Genomic DNA, 18,867 nt, shown 5'->3' with positions numbered 1-18,867 from the left:
GGAATCGCTAGTAATCGCAGGTCAGCACACTGCGGTGAATACGTTCCCGGGCCTTGTACACACCGCCCGTCACACCACGAAAGTTTGCAACACCCGAAGCCGGTGGGCTAACTCGCAAGAGAGGCAGCCGTCGAAGGTGGGGTAGATGATTGGGGTGAAGTCGTAACAAGGTAGCCGTATCGGAAGGTGCGGCTGGATCACCTCCTTTCTAAGGAGACATGTTTAGCAAGCTATTGCTAAACTAATCCTAAGGTCGAGACTCAAATCGAAGTTCTGCTCCTTAGTTTTCGGACGAAGGAAAGAAAACTGGATGAGAGTTTAATGAAGTTATAACAGACTTCAAGCCGGAAACGGCAAAACCATTGGCGGCGTGATTGCTTTGGCAATCTGCTTAAGTCTTGTTGTTTAGTTTTGAGGGACCAGATTATCCAAGTGCGAGGCACGAAGCCGGAGGCCCGTAAGGGAACGCCGAAGTCGTGCATCGTGCATCTGACCTCGATCCTGTTCTTTGAAAACTGCACAGAGAGATCTTTTTGTCAAAGGATTCATAAAGAACGAACCTTAAAGTGTTGGCGAAAATAGGTCAAGCTAATAAGGGCGTACGGTGGATGCCTAGGCGCTAAGAGTCGAAGAAGGGCGCGGTCAACGGCGAAACGCCACGGGGAGTCGCAAGCAGGCTTTGATCCGTGGATACCCGAATGGGGCAACCCAGTTGGAGTCATATCCAGCTATCTCTAACTGAATACATAGGTTAGAGAGGACAACCCGGGGAACTGAAACATCTAAGTACCCGGAGGAAGAGAAAGAATAATCGATTCCCGTAGTAGCGGCGAGCGAAGAGGGAAGAGCCCAAACCGGATTCTTCGGAAGCCGGGGTTGTAGGACTTTCTATTAAGCAAGGAAATCTAATCGAAGCGGTCTGGAAAGGCCCAGCAGAGAAGGTAACACTCCTGTAGGTGAAAGATAGACTTGCTGTGAAAGTATCCTGAGTACCGCGGGACACGAGAAACCCCGTGGGAAGCAGGGAGGACCACCTCCCAAGGCTAAATACTCCTTAGCGACCGATAGTGAACCAGTACCGTGAGGGAAAGGTGAAAAGCACCCCGGGAGGGGAGTGAAAAAGAACCTGAAACCGTACGCTTACAAGCAGTCAGAGCTCTTTGGAGTGATGGCGTGCCTTTTGTAGAATGAACCGGCGAGTTACGGTATGTAGCGAGGTTAAGGCGAGAAGCCGGAGCCGAAGCGAAAGCGAGTCTGAATAGGGCGACGAGTTACATGCTGTAGACCCGAAACCGTGTGATCTACCCATGGCCAGGGTGAAGTCCGGGTAAAACCGGATGGAGGCCCGAACTCACTGTCGTTGAAAAGGCAGGGGATGAGCTGTGGGTAGGGGTGAAATGCCAATCGAACACGGAGATAGCTGGTTCTCCCCGAAATAGCTTTAGGGCTAGCCTCAATTGATGATTATTGGCGGTAGAGCACTGAATAGGCTAGGGGCCTTACCAGGTTACCGAACCTTATCAAACTCCGAATGCCAAATAATTTAGATTGGGAGTCAGACTGTGGGGGATAAGCTTCATAGTCGAGAGGGAAACAGCCCAGACCATCAGCTAAGGTCCCAAAGTATACGCTAAGTGGAAAAGGATGTGGAATTGCCCAGACAACCAGGATGTTGGCTTAGAAGCAGCCACCATTCAAAGAGTGCGTAATAGCTCACTGGTCGAGTGGTTCTGCGCCGAAAATGTAACGGGGCTCAAGCGTATCACCGAAGCTATGGCTTGCCACTTATAGTGGCAGGGGTAGGGGAGCATTCCAAGTGCAGCGAAGTTATTCTGTAAAGAATGGTGGAGCGCTTGGAAGAGAGAATGCCGGTATGAGTATGCGAAAAGGAGGGTGAGAATCCCTCCCGCCGAAAACCTAAGGATTCCTGGGGAAGGCTCGTCCGCCCAGGGTAAGTCGGGACCTAAGCCGAGGCGAAAAGCGTAGGTGATGGACAACTGGTTGAAATTCCAGTACCACTCTTAAGCGTTTGAGTGAAGGGGTGACACAGAAGGATAAGTTAAGCGTGCCGTTGGTTGAGCACGTCCAAGCCAGTAGGGAGTGAGGTAGGCAAATCCGCCTCGCTAAGTCCTGAGAGGTTAAGGGGAGCGAAATTAAGTAGCGAAGTAACTGACTCCAAGCTGTCAAGAAAAGCCTCTAGCGAGCGAGAGAGTGCCCGTACCGTAAACCGACACAGGTAGGTAAGGAGAGAATCCTAAGGCGCGCGAGAAAACCCTCGTTAAGGAACTCGGCAAAATGACCCCGTAACTTCGGGAGAAGGGGTGCTCCTAGGAATAGGAGTCGCAGAGAAGAGGTCCAGGCGACTGTTTAACAAAAACACAGGTCCCTGCAAATTCGAAAGAAGAAGTATAGGGGCTGACGCCTGCCCGGTGCTGGAAGGTTAAGAGGAGAGGTTAGCGCAAGCGAAGCTTTGAATTGAAGCCCCAGTAAACGGCGGCCGTAACTATAACGGTCCTAAGGTAGCGAAATTCCTTGTCAGGTAAGTTCTGACCCGCACGAAAGGCGTAACGATCTGGACACTGTCTCAACGAGGGACTCGGCGAAATTGTAATACCCGTGAAGATGCGGGTTACCTGCGACAGGACAGAAAGACCCCATGGAGCTTTACTGTAGCTTGACATTGGATTTTGGTAAGGAATGTACAGGATAGGTGGGAGACTAAGAAGCTAGGGCGCCAGCCTTGGTGGAGTCGCCGGTGGGATACCACTCTTTTCGTACTGAAGTTCTAACTTAGGCCCCTGAATCGGGGTTGAGGACAGTGTCAGGTGGGCAGTTTGACTGGGGCGGTCGCCTCCTAAAGAGTAACGGAGGCGCCCAAAGGTTCCCTCAGAATGGTTGGAAATCATTCGCAGAGTGTAAAGGCAGAAGGGAGCTTGACTGCGAGACTTACAAGTCGAGCAGGGACGAAAGTCGGGCTTAGTGATCCGGTGGTACCGAGTGGAAGGGCCATCGCTCAACGGATAAAAGCTACCCTGGGGATAACAGGCTTATCTCCCCCAAGAGTCCATATCGACGGGGAGGTTTGGCACCTCGATGTCGGCTCATCGCATCCTGGGGCTGTAGTAGGTCCCAAGGGTTGGGCTGTTCGCCCATTAAAGCGGTACGTGAGCTGGGTTCAGAACGTCGTGAGACAGTTCGGTCCCTATCCGTCGCAGGCGCAGGAAATTTGAGAGGATCTGTCCCTAGTACGAGAGGACCGGGATGGACGGATCACTGGTGTACCAGTTGTCTCGCCAGAGGCACCGCTGGGTAGCTATATCCGGATCGGATAAGCGCTGAAAGCATCTAAGCGCGAAACCGGCCTCAAGATGAGATTTCCCACAGCATAAGCTGGTAAGACCCCTGAATGATGATCAGGTTGATAGGCCAGATGTGGAAGCACGGTGACGTGTGGAGCTGACTGGTACTAATCGGTCGAGGGCTTGACCTAAAATTAAGCCACACAAGAGGTTAGGCTCACTTGGGCTCAAACTAAAGTGAGTAAATGATCCTAAGACAAAAAGATCTGTGCAGTTTTGAGAGAACAGAGTTCGCAAGGAACAACGTTCTAACTCAAACTTAATCTGGTGACAATGCCGGAGGGGTTCCACCCGATCTCATCCCGAACTCGGAAGTTAAGACCTCCAGGGCCGATGATACTTGGATTGCAGAATCCTGGGAAAGTAGGTCGTTGCCAGGTGACATGTGAAGAGACTATCTTTTGGTAGTCTCTTTGCTTTTCACTGCGTGAAAACTTAATCTGTGAAAGATTCTATGGGGTCTGTTCCACCCGATCGATCCTCGGGCGGTAAGTTAAATATGGAGAAGCGCCCTCGGCGATAATGTCCACCGGACACTATCATCACACGGCGAAAGTATTCGTCACTAGTTTGCCGTGTGGCGTTAGTCTCCACCGTGTCTCGCCGCCAATCTTGTCATCCCCACGAATCAGAACCATGGCAATATCCAGAAAGATTTTGAAGCTCTGGTGCCGCAAATTTTAGACCGCAGTGAGGAGGAGATCAGGCTGCTGTTGGAGATGCTGGTGCGCGCTTATGACCCGTGTGTTTCCTGCTCAACGCACTAGGTTGCTCTTGCTGGGGGGGTCAGCAGATCCTGGGGAGCGGGGCTCCGGCCAGCATTTCAAGCAGGCGGGTCCCGCCCAGGGGAGTTTCTAAGAGGACCCGGCCCTGGCCGGAGCGGATTTCCCCGATAATAGCCGGATTTAGGCCGCTGACTAAGCCATTCACTTCATAATAGTCCCTGATAAAGCTGAGGATTTCCTCAGCTTTATGCGCTTCCACAACAAGCATCACTTTGCCCTCGTTAGCCAGGTAGAGGGGATCAAGCCCCAGCAATTCGCAGGCTCCCCGCACTTCGTTTTTCACGGGAATTTGTTCATCTTTAAGCCAAATGTCTAGTTTGGCCGAGAGGGCGATTTCTTTGGCCGTTGTCGCTAACCCTCCTCTGGTGGGATCACGCATGAACTTAATAGACGATCCAAAGCGGGCAAGCAAGGCTTGGATCAGCCCGTTTAAGGCGGCACAATCGCTTAAGAGCGGAGTAGAGAATGAGAGCCCGGACCGCTCAGCGAGCACAGCTACCCCGTGTTCGCCCACCCCGCCGTTAATAATCAGCTGATCGCCGGGCTGGATTTTATCATAGCCAAGATGAATCCCCGGCTGCATCATTCCGATGCCGGTCGTGTTGATGTACATTCCGTCACAGCGTCCGCGCTCTACCACCTTCGTGTCTCCGGTGATGATTTTGACGTGAGCAGCACGGGCGGCTGCAGCCATGGAAGCTACGATTCTCTCAAGCAGACTCAGGTCCAAACCCTCTTCCAGGATAAAAGCGGCGCTTAAATACAACGGCTTGGCACCGCTGACGGCTAGGTCGTTCACGGTGCCGGCAATTGCCAGTTTGCCAATGTCCCCGCCGGGGAAAATAAGAGGGTTGACTACGAAAGAATCAGTGGTCATCGCAAGCAAGTTAGTTGGCGCAATATATGAATTTTCGTTCGGAAATACTTCGGCATCTGGAGCAGGGAAGGGCAGAATAGCAGCATCGCTCAAAGCCGCAAGCTCCGCAGAGGTAAAATATTTATGAAACAGTTCCTGTATCAGGGTATGGGTCAAAATCCCTCCGTCCCCGTGGGCGAGCAAGATGCGTTCAGCCATAGAGGGCACCGTCCCTTCGTTCGTACTTATAGTAAGCGGCACAAGTCCCTTCAGCCGAGACCATGCACGGCCCCACCGGGTTAAGGGGATTGCAGGCAGTGGCAAAATGCCTGCAGTTAAAGGGCAGGGCTTTGCCCTTAAGAATTTCCCCGCACAGGCAGCCTTTAGGCAGACGGGCCGTCGGCACGGACACTGAGTAACGGTCTTTGGCATCAAAGTGTGCATACTCCGGGTGCAAGACCAGGCCGCTTCCCGCAAGTTCCCCGAGCCCGCGCCATTTGGCTGGCCCTGGTTCAAAGAAACGCTCCACTAAGCTCCAGGCTTTAGTGTTTCCTCCTTCGCGCACAACCCGGGGATAAGCGTTGAAGGTATACGATTTGCCGTTAAGCAGCTGCTTCACGATTTCCTCCACCCCTGCGAGCAGGTCTAATTCAGCAAAACCGGTAATGGCAGCGGGCACTCCGAACCTTTGCCCGACAAAGTCAAAATGACGCCGCCCTGTGATCGCGGCCACATGCCCGGGCAAGATCAGACCGTCCAGCTTAAGGCCTTCGTCTTCGAGAAGGTTCGCGATAACCGGAGCGGCCAGCTTATGCACGCTGTAAAGGCTAAAGTTGTCCAATCCCAGAGTCTCTGCCTGGGCCAAAGCGGCGGCCACAGTCGGCACGGTGGTTTCAAAGCCGATGCCGAGAAAGACTGTCTGGCGTTTAGGGTTGGCTTCGGCTAAAGTTACGGCTGCCAACGGAGAGTAAACAACCTGGACATTCGCCCCCTCGGCTCTGGCTTGGGCCAGGTTGCCGCTGCTTCCGGGTACGCGCATCATGTCGCCGAAGGTTGCAACCGTGATCTGAGGCAGAGCAGCCAAAGCCAGCATGTTGTCGATATCCTGCTGATCTGTAACACAGACCGGGCAGCCGGGCCCGCTTTTGAGTTCAAGGAAAGGCTTGAGCAGTTCACGGATACCGCTTCGGGAAAAGGCAACGGTATGAGTTCCGCACACTTCCATTAAAACCAGGCGGCGGCCGGATTTGTCAGTCCATTGGTGCAGGAGTTCTTGTACGTTCGTAAGCATTTTGCGGCCCAGTGCCGGATCGCTAAAGTCCGATAGCATAGATTTCCCTCCACAAGACCAGGCTCTCCAGGGCGGATTGTTCATCAATCACTTGGATTGCGAACCCGGCATGAACCAGAACATAGTCTGCAAGCGCGGGCGGGTCGATGAGCATGGTATTCACGGTGGTGCGGCTGCCGAAGGTTTCCACTTCGACAGACTGCTCGCCTAAGAGCGAGACGACTTTAGCGGGTATTGCCAGACACATGCATTTTCCACCTCCAGTAAGCTGCAACGGCTTGGCCCAAAGCCAGGCCGCCGTCATTGGCCGGAACTTGCCGGTGAGTATAAACATCAAAACCATGGGCAGTTAAGAGTTGTTTCGTTAAGGAAAGCAGATAGGGGTTTTGCCATACTCCGCCGCTAAAGACCACGCGCTTAAGTCCGGTCTGCGCCCGAACGTCGGTCACGGCTTTGAACACCATGGCAGCGACAGTGTGATGAAAACGGCGGGCTATCTCCTGCCTTTCCTTGCCCTGTTGTAGGTCGGCCAGTATTTCGGCGAATAGTCCTTTAACTTTGAGAGTCCCAGCCTCAAGCGTAAAAGGATAGGGATTTAAAGCCGATCTTGTGCTAGCTTCGGGTTCATGAAGCTCTTTGATCAATCCCTGATTCGGCATCATGGCAGTGAGCGCCAGCTCTCCCAGTTCGATCGCGGCCTGGCCGTCATAGGTATTTTCCCGGCAGAGCCCCAGGATCGCTGCAACGGCGTCAAAAAGTCTGCCGGCACTGGATGAGTAAGGAGCGTTAATTCCCTTTTCAATCATTTGGAGGGCAATAGCCAGTTCTTGTTCTCGCTCTGGAAACAGGCTTAAGGCTTTGTCCCAACCGGCCTGGCCGAAGCGGGTCCAAAGATAGGCAGCGGCCGTGAGCCACGGGTTGGCCACCGCCCGCTCCCCGCCGGGCAAAGGGATTTCTTCTAAGTGAAGGTGGCGGGTAAAGTCGTTGTAATCCCCGGAAAGGATTTCGAAGCCCCAGAGGCGGCTGTCCGGGCCGTACCCGGTACCGTCCAAAATAGCCCCGATGACTTCCCCGCGGAGGCCGTTGTCAGCCATGGCAGAAACCAGGTGGGCATGGTGATGCTGAATCGGAAGCTGGGTCTGGGGCAGCTCAGGGTGTTTTAACACGGAGTTAAGGCTGTAACTGGGATGAGGATCGTACCCAAGCACCAGCGGGCGGATTGACAGGAGGCTCTCCAGTTGGGATAAGGAATAAGTATAGTTTTCCAAACCCTCGAGGGAGCGCATGTCTCCCAGGTGTTGGCTGAGAAACGCCTTGTTCCCTTTGATCAGGCAAAACGTGTTCTTCATTTCCCCGCCTAAACCGAGAACCTGGGCTTCCGCTTCAAAGGGCAAGGTCAGAGGGGCTGGGACATAGCCGCGGGAGCGGCGGTAGAAGTGGATGTCCTGGCCGATCACGCGTACCACGGAATCATCGCAGCGGTTAATGACCGTTCGGTCATGAACTAAGAAATAATCAACGTAGGGAGCCAATTCTTTGAGGGCTTCTTCATTATCCTTGACAATCGGCAGCCCCTTGGCATTGCCGCTGGTCATGACCAAGAGATCAATTTCCGGCGGAAAAAGCAGAAGATGGAGAGGGGCGTAGGGAAGCATAACCCCGAGGGTGGGGTTGTGCGGTGCCAGCCCCTGAAGAGCATCCAGCCCCTGAGGAGGAGCCTCTCTAGCCCTGAGAATGACGATCGGGGCAGCCGGGTCTGAGAGGGCTTGGATTTCTCTAGGATTAAGATGGCAATATTTCTTTACTGCTTGAAGATCACGGGCCATTACGGCCAGTGGCCTAAACGGCCTTTTCTTGGCTGAGCGCAGTCTTTGTACGGCGGCATCATCCAAGGCGGAACAAACCAGGTGAAAGCCGCCGATTCCCTTGACCGCGATGATTTTCCCGCGCCGTATCAGGTCATGGAAGTTTGCGAGCCAAGAGCCGGACAAGGCTTGGCCGTCCTTCGCAAGTAACTGAACTTGAGGCCCGCACTCACGGCAGGCTGTGGGCTGGGCATGGAAACGGCGGTGAGCGGGATTATGGTAATCGTGTTCGCAATCTGCGCACATGCTGAACTCGGACATCGAAGTCCGCACCCGGTCATAGGGAAGAGCCTTAATCAGGGTAAAGCGGGGTCCGCAATTCGTGCAGTTGGTAAACGGGTATTGGTAGTAACGGCTTGCGGGCGTGAAAACCTCATCCCGGCAGTCCGGACACATAGCCAGGTCCGGGGGAACTAAAACATGGGCCTGCGGGGACACTTCGCTCTCTAAAATACGGAAATCACGGTAATTTTGCGGCTGGACTTCCCGTTGGCTGAGGTGTGTGATCTGGGCCAGGGCAGGTTTTTCCTGCGGCAGCGCCTGCAAAAATCCGGCCAGATTTTCCGGGCGGCCCTGTACTTCCAGAATGACTCCGCGACCGGTGTTTTCCACCCAGCCGGCAAGCTCCCACTCTTTCGCCAGACGGTAGATAAATGGGCGAAATCCGAGCCCTTGCACCATGCCGGAAATTTCGAGATGCCAGCATTTAAGTAAGGTATCTTTTTGAGCTTGGTGAAGGGGTTGGTGCGAGTTTATGGACATACCGGCGTTATCCTCTCTGGGCTTTCTTAAGGGCGAAGCCCGCCAGCTGTTCTGCGAAGGAGTCTATTCCTGTGTCTTGGCGCGCGGACACATAATGAATCTGCAAATCAGGATTAATTGCCAGGACATCATGCTCCAATTCCTTGATGTTAAAATCCGTATAAGGGAGAAGGTCTGTCTTATTAATTACGAGGATTTGGGCCTCGCGGAACATGAGCGGATATTTAACGATTTTGTCATTCCCTTCGGTCGTGCTTAAAAGCGCGATGCGCAGGTCTTCCCCCAGGCTGAATTCAGCCGGACACACCAGATTGCCGATGTTTTCAATGATAATCAGATCCAGTTGAGCCAGATTTAGCTGTTGCAGCGCCTGGTAAATCATGCGGGCGTCTAGGTGGCAGCCTCCGTCCGTGTTGAGCTGCACGGCGGTTACCCCCTGGGCTGAAATGCGGTCCGCATCGCGGGTGGTGGCAATATCTCCTTCAATGATGGCCACACGCACTTTGTTTTTGAGCTTGGGCAGGGTTTTTTCCAAAAGGGTGGTTTTCCCGGCTCCGGGGGAGCTCATAATATTTACGAGGAAGATTCCGTTGTCTGCACATACATACCGGATCTCGGCCGCCAACTCGTCATTGCGGGCTAACAGGGTTGTTCCCAGTTCAACTTTAATAGTCACGAAGCAGGTTCCTCCTCCCCTTCAAAATGATCAATGTACAACTCGCGCCCGGAGAGGATGTCAATGCGGACGCTCTCACACGCAGGGCAGACAAAGAGGTAGTTGTCGACTAAAGAAAATGAATGGCCGCACGCTTGACATTTCCCCAGAGTTTCCCGCTCCTCAATCTCCAACAAAGCTTGTGGGCTTAAAGGAGGCTCTCCCTTGAATACTTCGAAGGCCAACCGGAGAGCATCAGGCAGGGCCATAGTCATTTTTCCCACGACCAATTTGACCCGGGTAATCTCACGGATGTTGTTTTCCTGGGCACTTGCGGCCAGGAGGGTGACCATTTCCGACATTAAGCTTATTTCATGCATGCAGACACCCACTTTATGTTTACATTAACACGTACGCATTATACAAATCAAATCTTGGGTTCGCATTTTTTCCGGGGAATTCCAATGTTCCAGGAGCTAACAGCCGGATTACGCTTTTCTTTTCATTCGTAAATTCCTTGTCCAGGATATAACTCAAATTCCCCGTGGTAGCGTTTCACTCGCTGCCGTAGACGGCTTCTAAGAGGGCCAGTGTTTCCCAAGCCTCTGCTTCGTCGATAACCTGAATGGCATAGCCGGCATGAACCAGCAAGAAATTATCCGGTTTCACTTCAGAAACCAGTTGGGTATTCACTTGAAGCAGGGTGCCGTTCAGGTTAACCGTAGCCCAGGAATCATGCACTTCTTCCACCCGGGCGGGAACGGCCAGGCACATAAACATCACCTCCTACCCCGTGTATTTTTCCCAGATGTCGGCGGCGATTCTGGCGGCTAAATCCGGAATGGCAGCGGTCAATTCCGGAGTGCAGCTTTCCTGGAAAGTAAAAAGGTCTTGGGCCTCGACAGCATAGATGTCTACCTGGGCCGGTATGGCCATGCCCAGTTGCCGCCCCAATTGTAGAGCCGTTGTCAGGTTGATGTCGTGGACGGAGGTTAAGCGCACTGTGCTGGCCAGGGACTTTTCGGTCAAGGAGTACAATTGCCCCGCCACCCCGTCCGCCGTCTGCACAGCATCGATGATAACCAAGTGTTCATAGCCGTCGATGTAATCCAGCAGTTGGAGCCCACCCAAAGAGGCTTCGACAAAATCCGGGCCAAGACCATCCATGCCGCCCAAGCCGTCCGCTCCCGAGAGAAGTGTACTCACCTGACGCCCTAAATAGATCCCGATCCCGTCATCACTGAGCAGAGTATTGCCCAGCCCCAGAATAAGCAGCTTACGCTTTTTTAGCCCTGCTTCATTCCCTGGCTCCCCTATTAGCCCTGGACCATTTCCTGCCAATTCTCCTTTTAACCCTGAGTCCTTTAGCCTTGCGTCATTTCCTGCCATAAGTTCCCCTCGTGATCATAGATTTTGGCCAGCAGCGGCATGGAGCCAGGCAGATTATGGGTAGCGCAGGCCAGGCAGGGATCATAAGCCCGGAAAGCCATTTCCACCATGTTGAGCAGGCCTTCACTCACCTGGCCTTTTTTGATCAAGCCTTTGGCTGCCCTTTGCACGGAAATGTTGATGGCGGCATTATTGTTGCCGGTGGCGACAATCAGGTTGACTTTGGTCAGCAATCCTTTTTCATTGGTCTGATAGTGGTGGATCAAAGTGCCCCGGGGAGCTTCAATAATTCCGACTCCCTCTTTGGGCGTGCCCTGAGGCAGATTACGCATCTGGGGGCTGGTGATTTCCGGATCGCGGGCCAGTTCCAACACTCTTTCCGAGGCATAGAGCAGTTCAATCAGACGGGCCCAGTGATTAGCCAGGGTATGATGGGCCGGTTTGCCGCCCAAAGTTGCATACATCTTTTCATACGCTTCCTGGGCCAAGGGAGTGGCCATACCGTCGGCCACATTGAGACGGGCCAGAGGGGCTACCCGGAAGACCCCGCTCTCCGGTCCGTCCTTGAAACCTTTCCAGCCTAACTTTTTCAGGAAGGGAAATTTCAGATAGGACCATGATTCTACATGCTCGCCGATGTGTTCCAGATAATCCAAGCCGGAGAACCGGGCAAATTCGCGTCCCTCAGGATCGACCACCCTGACTTGACCGTCATAAAAATTGACCCGGTTTTTCTCATCGACCAAGCCCATATAGTAGGATTTCATGTAGTAGACATCACCGAGGATCAGGTCCACATACTGTTTATTCTTGAGAACCACATCCTCAAATATTTTGAGTGAAAACTGGGCGAAGCGGACGAAGGATTCGGCTTTTGCTTCAATATCCTTGCGCTCTTCCTCTGTGATACTCTTGCTCATACCGCCCGGCAGACCGCAGACAGCGTGAGTAGCTTTCCCCCCGATCATGGTCTGGATGTCCTGAGCCCAAGCCCGGTGCTTGATCACCTCTCCGCCTACTTCCAGCCCAACTTTGCTGATGACCCCCAAGATGTTGCGTTCCGCCGGATCGGCGTCAGGACCGACCACAAAATCGGGAGCGGCCAGTGCGTAAAAATGGGCAATGTGGGAGTGGATCATGTGGGCGTTATAAAACAACTCGCGCAGTTTTTTGGCCGCCGTCGGCGGTTCCACATTGAAGACTCCGTCCAAAGCTTTGGTCGAAGCGATATGGTGGGCTGAAGGACAGACACCGCAGATCCGCGGGGTAATCCGGGGCATTTCTTCGGCCGGACGGCCTTCACAGAACTTTTCAAAACCGCGCAATTCCGGGACCTGGAAATAAGCGTTGGCTACATCTCCTTGGTCATTGAGGAAAATTTCAATCTTGCCATGCCCTTCCAACCGGGTTATGGGGTTGATCGTAACTTGTTTCAGGCTCATAAGGCTGCCCTCCCTTCGGCGCTGTCGGATGGTGAACGGCTCTCTTTCTCGTCCCGGATGACTTTGTGCTTTAATAAGGAACTGGCCATGCCAAAGCGGTAGAAATAGCCGGCAGGGTCGACCACTTGATCGATCAGGTGCTGAATCTCGGTCAGGTCTTTGCTGTCAACCAGGGTAGCCAGAGCGGAAAGGAGACGCGCCCCCTGATCGGCCACTCCGTCCGGAGGCCCAAAACAGCCCCGGCACGGCATGTTGGCATTGAGACAAAGGGTGCCGCAGCCATCCCTGGTGGCTGGACCGGCACAGATAATTCCCTGCTCCAAAAAACAGCGTTCCGGGTCGGCCTCTACTTCGTGGATGCGCCGGAAAGCCTTGACTTTCTTTTCCTCCTTCGTCCGCCGGCAGGAATCACAAACCGTCGTCGGGCTGCCAAAGACCGTACCCACAGGCGGTAGGTTTCCTTCCGCGATGGCTGTCACTGCTTCCAGGATCATTTTGGGTGTAGGGGGGCAGCCGGGCACATAGTATTCCACCGGGATGATTTCATCCAGGCGGTAGACATGGTTAAAGAAGACAGGGAGTTCCAATTCGCCCTCCGGAACAGTGGTCCGCGTCTGCGGCCGGATATTTTCCGGATTGACCGTGCTGGGTGTTTCCCGGTAAGCCCGCTCAAAAATTTCCTCCCGGCTGCGCAAATCAGCCAGGGCCGGGATCCCACCCAAATGGGCGCAGGAACCGAAAGCCACCACAGCCTTGCTCTTCTGCCTGAGCAACTCCACAATCTCTTTTTGTTCCGAGTTGCGGATTGAACCGTTGATAAAACTGACATCAATAGCCCCGTCGGGGAGGGCCCGAATATGGTGGTATTTAAAATCAAGGGCGACCGGCCAGAGAACGATGTCGGCCAGAGCGGCAACGTCGAGGATCTTTTCGTTAATATCCAGGACAGCGATCTCGCAGCCGCCGCAGCTGGCGTTCCAGTAGAAAGCAAATTTCAACTTATCAGCCATTGTTTGTCCCTCCTTCCGCCAGATCTTCCTGAGCGAACAAGCCGTCCAGAGCGGCGATCCGGGCTCTTGCTCCGGACAGGGGGCCTAACTCTTTGATTTTCGCCACCATTTCTCCCACCACGCGGGCGAATTTCTCTCCTTCGCTGCTGGCGATAAACTCCAGCCGGAAGCGTTCACTTTCAATCCCGAATTGGGGGAGCATTTTCTGCAGTAAGAGTGTGCGTTTATAGGCTTTGTAATTGCCTTCCTGGTAATGGCAGCCACCCGGATGGCAACCTGCCAACAGTACGGCATCTGCTCCGGAGGACAGGGCTTTGAGGACAAAGGTCGGTTCTACCCTGCCGGTGCACATAACCCGGATGATCCGGATATTGTCCGGGTATTTGATCCGGGCGATCCCGGCCAGGTCGGCGGCCGTATAAGCACACCAGTTGCACAAAAACCCGGCGATTGTAGGTTCAAATTCACTCATAAAGCACACACCCCCTCGATAATCTCCAGCATTTGCTCCTCTTCAAAATTACGCATGTGAGCCGCCCCGGAGGGACAGGAAGCCACACAGGTACCACAGCCTTTGCAGAGCGCTTCATTGTAGAGGGCTACTTTTTTCTCTTCCGAGAAGGTAATGGCGTTATAGGGACAGAGGGGAAGGCAGGTTTTACAGCCGGAACAAAGCTCCTCCAGGCAGTAAGCGGTGATCGGGGAGACACGCACCCGGCCGGCGGCTATTTTTTCCAAAGCCTCTGCTGCCGCTCCAGCCGCCTGAGCCACGGTGTCGGGGATATCTTTCGGTCCCTGGCACGTACCGGCCAGGTAGATGCCGTCTGTCGCTGTTTTGACCGGTTCCAGCTTAGTATGGGATTCCAGGAAGAAGCCGTCGGCACTGCGCTGGATCGTAAAGAGGCGGGCCACTGCGTCGGCGTCGCAGCGGGGAGTGAGCGCGGTGTTGAGAATAACCATATCGACAGGGATCTCGCGGAAGGCACCCAGCAGGGTATCCTCGGCCCGGACGAGTAAGTGACCGTCTTTTTCCAGGACTTCGGCCCCTTTGCCCCGGATGAAATTCACACCCTCGTCCTGGACCCGGTTGTAAAATTCTTCATACTGTTTACCATAGGCTCGCATGTCGATATAGAATTCATAAACTTTGGCTTTGGTCTTGTCCTTGACCAAATGGGCAAATTTTAAGCTGGCCATGCAGCAGACGCGGGAACAGTATTCTTTGTAATTCTTGTCCCGGCTGCCAATACAGTGCAAAATGGCTACGGCTTGCGGTTCCCGGCCATCCTCCGTGACAATCCGGCCCGAGGTGGGCCCGGAAGCGTTGGTGAGACGTTCAAACTGCAGACCGGTCAGGACGTTGGGAAAGCGTCCATAGCCCCATTGCACCCCGGCACTGGGATCAAGGGTTTCGAAACCGGTAGCCAGGATGATGGAGCCCACTTCCAGATCGACATATTCATCCTGCATTTGGTGATCAATAGCCTGCGCCTGGCACACTTTGACACACTCCAGGCACTCGGAACAGACTCCGCAGTCCAGACAGCGCTTGGCTTCGTCCACGACATCCACTTCACTCAAGGTTGCCGAAACCTCAGCACTCAGACTTCGCCGCTTTTCCGGGGCCAGGTGGGCAGGTTCGTGGCGGGAAGCCTTATAAAACTCTTTCCCGCTTAACGATTCTTTGACAGGCCGGGGTCTGTTTTCCCGGGCCTGTAAAGTTTGGCCGTGCACATAGGCATCGATCATCCGGGCCGCTTCCTTGCCGGTCGCGATCGCTTCCACCATGCTGGAAGGACCGCTCACCAGGTCGCCGCCGGCAAAAACTCCCTCGATGTTCGTGAGAAAATGTTCATTGACCTCAACTGTACCCCGGTCGGCAACAGCGATACTTCCCACCAGGGAGGCGGGAAGTTCTACCTTCTGGCCGGCCGCGACAATGATCAAATCCGCTGCCAGCAGGAAATTAGAACCGGCAATCGGCAGACTTTGCCGGCGCCCGCCGGCATCGACTTCTCCCAACTGCCTGGCCTGGCATTCCAAAGCCTTGGCCCGTCCTTTTTGGTCCACTATCCGGACGGGAGCGGTCAAGAAACGAAATTTCACGCCTTCCCGTTCCGCCTCCAGGACTTCTTCGGCAAAAGCCGGCATCTCTGTGCGTGTTCGCCTATAGACAATTTCCACGTTTTCGGCCCCTAGACGCAGGGCTGTGCGGGCAGCGTCCACGGCGGCGTTGCCGCCTCCAATCACCAATACCCTACCTTGCAGTTTCAGATCCGGCTGAGTATTGGCCGCTTCCAAAAACTCCAGGCCGCCCTGTACTCCGGGCAGGTTCTCGCCTGCGATCTCCAGGGTTTGTTCCCGGGCGGTTCCTAAAGCCAAAAAGACGGCGTCATATTCTGCCTGCAAATTGGTCAGCGTAAAATCCCGGCCGAGTCGTTCGTTGGTACGGATGGTCACGCCGCTCTGGACGATATGCTCTATTTCCTGACGCAGGACACTCTTGGGCAGACGGTATTCCGGGATACCGTAACGCAGCAGTCCGCCTGGTTCCGCTTTCCCTTCCAGGATGACCACTTCGTGCCCCGCTTTGGTCAAATAATAGGCAGCGCCCAAACCGGCCGGACCCGAACCGACAACCGCCACTTTCCAGCCGCTTTTTGCAACCCCAGCGGCAGGAGGTGCAGTTTTTCCCTTATTCGCTTCCTGATCGGCCAAAAAGCGCTTGATAGCACTGATGGCGACAGGCTGATCGATTTCGCCGCGCCGGCATTCCCCTTCACAGGGGTGGAAACAAACCCGACCACAGACAGCCGGGATGGGCATAGCCTCCCGCACCAAAGCCAGAGCTTCGCCAAATTTGCCTTGGCTGGTTAAGGCCAGATACCCCTGGACGTTGACGCCGGCCGGACAGGTTACCCGGCAGGGGGCTATCCCAGTTTTCGTGATCTGGTAGACATTGGGGACCGCCTGGGGGAATTCTTTATAAACTGCTTTGCGTTCAGCCAGTCCTTCATTAAAGCTGTCCACGGTATTCACGGGACAGACCTGCTCGCAATCACCACATCCGGTACATTTGTTAATATCGATATAACGGGCTTTTTTCCGGACCTTGACCTGGAAGTTGCCAATGAAGCCGTCCACTTGAACCACTTCACTGTAAGTCAGGAGCTTGACATTTTCATGCTGGCCGGCTTCGACCATTTTCGGGGTCAGAATACAGGCGGCACAATCTAGGGTGGGGAAAGTCTTGTCAAATTTGGCCATATTGCCGCCCAGGGAGGCCTCCCGTTCCACCAGGAAGACTTGGTTCCCCGATCCGGCGATTTTCAGGGCGGCTTCCAAGCCGGCCACACCGCCTCCCACGACCAGCACGTTAGGATTGACCGGGACATACCTTTCTTCCAGAGGCTGGTTGTACCGGACTTTGCGCACAGCCCCGGAGATGAGGGATTTAGCCTTGAGCGTGGCCTGGAGAGGATTTCTGGTCACCCAGGAAACCTGTTCCCGGATATTGGCCATCTCAAAGAGATAACCATTAAGCCCTGCCGAAGTGAGCGCGCGGCGAAAGGTCGGTTCGTGCATCCGGGGAGAACAGGAAGCGACAACCACCCTGTTGACCTCCAGTTCTTTAATATCTTTTTTGATCAGTTCCTGACCTGGTTCAGAGCACATGTATTTGTAATCACGGCTGACGGTTACGCTCGGCAGAGTTTCGGCAAATTTGCTCACAGCCTCAACATCAACCTTATCGGCAATATTTGTGCCACAATGGCAGACATAGACTCCGGTCCTGACCTCCGCTGCCATCAAATCACCTCCCCGACATACTTTTGCATCAAGCCTTTAATCGGAACCAGATTCCGTTTCAGACCCAGCTTCTTGGGTGATATTCCCTGCGCGACGCCCAGAAGTTGGGTGAAATAGATAACGGGAATGTTGTAATTCGTTTGGAACCGTTTATTCACTTTATCCTGGTAAGCATCCAGGTTGAACTGACAGAGCGGGCAACTGACCGCTATGGCCTCCGCGCCCCGCTCTGCGGCTTCGCCGAGAAGATCCCTTTCCAATTCCAGAGCAGCTTCAGGCTTGGTTGTCATCAAAGCACCACCACAACATTTTGTCTTATGGTCATAGCGCAAAACTTCCGCTCCCAGCACATCTAATAAGCGATCCATCTCGGTGGGCAGTTCCGGATGGGCAAATTCGTTTTTCGGCCGGGCAATCTGGCAGCCATAATAAGGGACTACCTTTAATCCGTGCAAAGGATTGCGAACCGTAGCCGCAATGGTTTCCAGACCGACGTCATTGACGACAATATCCAGGATATGTTTAATCTGGATACGGGCCTCAAAATCCTTGCCGATAACGCCCATGGCTTCTTTAATTTTGGCTCTCCAGACGGGATTGTCTTCATAAACAGATTTGGCCCGGCGCAAAGTGACAAAACAGGAATTACAGGCCACAGCCACATCCTGTCCCTGTTCTTCGGCCAAGGCGAGGTTACGGGTAGGGACCACGAGAGAGAAAAGGTAACTTGTCGAAGGCAGCGCTGTGGCCCCGCAGCAGTTCCAATCCTCGATTTCCCGCAGACCTATCCCCAGATTTTCAAATACCGCCCTGGTCGACTCATCATATTCGCGGGCCGTGGCATGGAGAGAGCAGCCCGGATAGTAGGCATAAGTCATATCTTTTCCTCCATTTCCCCAACCTTATCGTAGAGTTGCCTGATGTCGGAGAGGGCCCGTACCCGGCTGGGCAAAATATTCAGTTTGCCCTTGAGGAACATTTTCACCCCTAGAGGACCGTAAGCAACCAGCATCAGGGGATCCGTCTTCAGAGCCAGCTTTAAAAGCAACCCGTTTTCATAGAGTCTACCGTAACTTTGCAGAACAGAATTGAAACAGTCATAAAAGACGGCGTTTTTGTCCTTGTTCACGGCTATGGCCACATGTTTGAGGGCGTACATGACTTCGGTCAGGTTAATGCCCCGGGGGCAACGTACAGTACAGTAGTAACAGGAAGTGCAGTACCAGTAAGTGTCACTGTTCAGCACTTCTTCCCGCATGCCTGCCCGCACCATCTCCAGGAGCCGGCGCGGGGTATGCTTCATCCTCTCACTGAAAGAGCAAGAACCGGAGCAGGTACCACACTGAATGCAGGCATTAATATTTTGGGCACCGGAAAACGATTCAACCAACCTTTTAAAATCCGGATCCAAGCTTGCCTCTTGAATTACCGGCATTTCTCCTGTCATTGGCATCCCTCCTTTCTTAATTCGCTCTTATGCAAAATCCATGCCATGGACAATTTTGCGAAAATTCCCTCCGTTTACTCTGCGTACCTTTCGCTGCTTCAGTTCGCTGCCCAGGCTATGATCAGCGCAAAAATGCTTTCTGGCGGGATAAAAAAGTCTTCCCTTTTGGAGAAGACTAAGGTGTCCGATTTTCCGG

General features: G+C 53.8%; 14 protein-coding genes and 3 rRNA genes (1 of these 17 running past the window's edge). 3 read left to right on the top strand and 14 right to left on the bottom strand.

Translation table 11 applies throughout. The features are described 5' to 3' along the window. From ACYQ2N_RS22910 to rrf, 3 genes are all read left to right on the top strand, one after another. Positions 1-208: ribosomal RNA gene (locus tag ACYQ2N_RS22910) — 16S ribosomal RNA — on the top strand (it extends 1,457 nt beyond the left edge of the window). A gap of 373 nt (positions 209-581) precedes the next feature. Beyond that, a 23S ribosomal RNA gene (locus tag ACYQ2N_RS22905) occupies positions 582-3,490 on the top strand. Positions 3,491-3,622: 132 nt separating this feature from the next. Continuing rightward, positions 3,623-3,739, top strand: a 5S ribosomal RNA gene (gene rrf / locus ACYQ2N_RS22900). The 16S, 23S and 5S rRNA genes sit together here, the layout of an rRNA operon. Before the next feature lie 406 nt (positions 3,740-4,145). On the opposite strand, the gene hypE is transcribed toward rrf, so the two are convergent. The 14 genes from hypE to ACYQ2N_RS22830 all read right to left on the bottom strand — a co-directional run bounded on the left by hypE (position 4,146) and on the right by ACYQ2N_RS22830 (position 18,671). Further along, on the bottom strand, positions 4,146-5,219 hold the full coding sequence (hypE, locus tag ACYQ2N_RS22895) for a hydrogenase expression/formation protein HypE (RefSeq protein ID WP_460001743.1): 1,074 nt from the start codon (positions 5,217-5,219) through the stop codon (positions 4,146-4,148). Continuing rightward, on the bottom strand, positions 5,212-6,330 hold the full coding sequence (hypD, locus tag ACYQ2N_RS22890) for a hydrogenase formation protein HypD (RefSeq protein WP_459999035.1): 1,119 nt from the start codon (positions 6,328-6,330) through the stop codon (positions 5,212-5,214). The genes hypE and hypD overlap by 8 nt, the downstream gene beginning before the upstream one ends. Further along, positions 6,314-6,538, bottom strand: coding sequence for a HypC/HybG/HupF family hydrogenase formation chaperone (locus ACYQ2N_RS22885; protein ID WP_459999034.1), 225 nt, complete (start codon positions 6,536-6,538; stop codon positions 6,314-6,316). The genes hypD and ACYQ2N_RS22885 overlap by 17 nt, the downstream gene beginning before the upstream one ends. After that, positions 6,516-8,918, bottom strand: coding sequence for a carbamoyltransferase HypF (gene hypF, locus ACYQ2N_RS22880; RefSeq protein ID WP_459999033.1), 2,403 nt, complete (start codon positions 8,916-8,918; stop codon positions 6,516-6,518). The genes ACYQ2N_RS22885 and hypF overlap by 23 nt, the downstream gene beginning before the upstream one ends. Positions 8,919-8,925: 7 nt before the next feature. Next, positions 8,926-9,594: a hydrogenase nickel incorporation protein HypB gene (gene hypB / locus ACYQ2N_RS22875; RefSeq protein WP_459999032.1), complete on the bottom strand. Its 669-nt coding sequence runs from the start codon at positions 9,592-9,594 to the stop codon at positions 8,926-8,928. Further along, positions 9,591-9,953: a hydrogenase maturation nickel metallochaperone HypA/HybF gene (locus tag ACYQ2N_RS22870; RefSeq protein ID WP_460001742.1), complete on the bottom strand. Its 363-nt coding sequence runs from the start codon at positions 9,951-9,953 to the stop codon at positions 9,591-9,593. Before ACYQ2N_RS22870 ends, hypB begins: the two co-directional genes overlap by 4 nt. Positions 9,954-10,128: 175 nt before the next feature. Continuing rightward, positions 10,129-10,347 carry a HypC/HybG/HupF family hydrogenase formation chaperone gene (locus tag ACYQ2N_RS22865; protein WP_460001741.1) on the bottom strand — a complete coding sequence of 73 codons (219 nt, stop codon included), beginning with the start codon at positions 10,345-10,347 and terminating at the stop codon, positions 10,129-10,131. A gap of 12 nt (positions 10,348-10,359) precedes the next feature. Beyond that, entirely contained in the window at positions 10,360-10,962 is a 603-nt protein-coding gene (locus ACYQ2N_RS22860) for a hydrogenase maturation protease (protein ID WP_460001740.1), read from the bottom strand. Beyond that, positions 10,938-12,404: a Ni/Fe hydrogenase subunit alpha gene (locus tag ACYQ2N_RS22855; protein ID WP_460001739.1), complete on the bottom strand. Its 1,467-nt coding sequence runs from the start codon at positions 12,402-12,404 to the stop codon at positions 10,938-10,940. Before ACYQ2N_RS22855 ends, ACYQ2N_RS22860 begins: the two co-directional genes overlap by 25 nt. Continuing rightward, positions 12,401-13,414 carry an NADH-quinone oxidoreductase subunit B family protein gene (locus ACYQ2N_RS22850; RefSeq protein WP_460001738.1) on the bottom strand — a complete coding sequence of 338 codons (1,014 nt, stop codon included), beginning with the start codon at positions 13,412-13,414 and terminating at the stop codon, positions 12,401-12,403. Before ACYQ2N_RS22850 ends, ACYQ2N_RS22855 begins: the two co-directional genes overlap by 4 nt. Further along, positions 13,407-13,886, bottom strand: coding sequence for a hydrogenase iron-sulfur subunit (locus tag ACYQ2N_RS22845; RefSeq protein WP_460001737.1), 480 nt, complete (start codon positions 13,884-13,886; stop codon positions 13,407-13,409). Before ACYQ2N_RS22845 ends, ACYQ2N_RS22850 begins: the two co-directional genes overlap by 8 nt. Beyond that, positions 13,883-17,224 carry an NAD(P)-binding protein gene (locus tag ACYQ2N_RS22840; protein WP_460001736.1) on the bottom strand — a complete coding sequence of 1,114 codons (3,342 nt, stop codon included), beginning with the start codon at positions 17,222-17,224 and terminating at the stop codon, positions 13,883-13,885. The genes ACYQ2N_RS22845 and ACYQ2N_RS22840 overlap by 4 nt, the downstream gene beginning before the upstream one ends. Then, a complete protein-coding gene (locus ACYQ2N_RS22835; protein ID WP_460001735.1) occupies positions 17,224-18,102 on the bottom strand; it encodes a CoB--CoM heterodisulfide reductase iron-sulfur subunit B family protein in 879 nt (292 codons plus the stop codon). The genes ACYQ2N_RS22840 and ACYQ2N_RS22835 overlap by 1 nt, the downstream gene beginning before the upstream one ends. Continuing rightward, on the bottom strand, positions 18,099-18,671 hold the full coding sequence (locus ACYQ2N_RS22830; protein ID WP_460001734.1) for a 4Fe-4S dicluster domain-containing protein: 573 nt from the start codon (positions 18,669-18,671) through the stop codon (positions 18,099-18,101). The genes ACYQ2N_RS22835 and ACYQ2N_RS22830 overlap by 4 nt, the downstream gene beginning before the upstream one ends. Positions 18,672-18,867: the final 196 nt, after the last annotated feature.

Source organism: Paradesulfitobacterium aromaticivorans (assembly GCF_054657415.1).
This window is presented reverse-complemented; position numbering and strand designations above follow the sequence as displayed.